Origin of the sequence: Microvirga aerilata (assembly GCF_016743775.1) — a bacterium.
GTDB classification, from domain to species: domain Bacteria; phylum Pseudomonadota; class Alphaproteobacteria; order Rhizobiales; family Beijerinckiaceae; genus Microvirga; species Microvirga aerilata.
This window is the reverse complement of the sequence record NZ_JAEQMY010000324.1, coordinates 1-881: the sequence shown is the minus strand read 5'-3', so window position 1 is coordinate 881 and position 881 is coordinate 1. Positions and strand designations below refer to the sequence as shown.

Sequence of the window (881 nt, the reverse complement as noted above, 5' to 3'; positions counted from 1 at the left end):
CCCAGGATCGTGCGGTCGCCTGTTGAGGTCTGCTTCGGCACCAGCCCGAGCCAGGCGCCGAAATCACGTCCTCGGCTGAAGGCGGCGCCATTCCCAATGGCGGCCACCATGGCACTGGCGATGATCGGTCCCACACCTGGCACGCTCATGAGGCGCTGGCAGGCCTCGTCCGCCGCCACGAGCGCCCCAATCTCGTCAGTGACCGCATCGATACGCTCATCCAGATGGCGCCAATCCTGCATGAGCCCCTCGATCATGTGCGTCATGCGGGGTGTGAGCACGTCTGTTCGCTGGGCGAGAATATCCGGTAGTGCCTGGCGCAGCGAACGTAGCCCCTGCCGAACGGCGATGCCGCGTTCCAGCAGGAAGGTGCGGATCTGGTTGATCACGGCTGTGCGCTGACTCACCAGCCGCGAGCGAACACGATGAAGCGCTTGTAGGTCGAGTTGCTCGACCGTCTTGGTTGGTACGAAGCGCATGGTCGGCCGCTGGACAGCTTCAGCGATGGCCTCAGCGTCGCGGAAATCATTTTTGTGGCTCTTGCGGAAAGGTGACACGAACTGCGCCGGGATCAGCTTCACATCATGGCCGAGGGCCAGCAACTGGCGGCTGAGATGGTGGGCCCCGACGCAAGCTTCCATGCCGATCAGGCAGGAGGGCATACTGGCGAGGCGCTGCTCTACCTGTCCGCGCGAGAGCTTCTGGCGCAGGACAATGGCGCCGCGAGCATCCAGACCGATGAGGTGGAAGCTGTTCTTACCGATGTCAATGCCAAGCGTCGAAACGTGCTGAAGCGGAGCTTTAGGCATGGCTCAGATCCTTGTGCTGGGCGCCCCTGATGAAGGGTGCGCCGGTAAGCACGGCCGGTCCATCCCATTAGC

General features: G+C 63.1%; 1 protein-coding gene. It reads right to left on the bottom strand.

The features are described from left to right. Nucleotides 1-809, bottom strand: an 809-nt coding sequence (locus JKG68_RS32615) for an IS110 family RNA-guided transposase (RefSeq protein ID WP_202066604.1), incomplete at its 3' end; no start/stop codon positions are given. Between the last annotated feature and the right edge of the window lie 72 nt (nucleotides 810-881).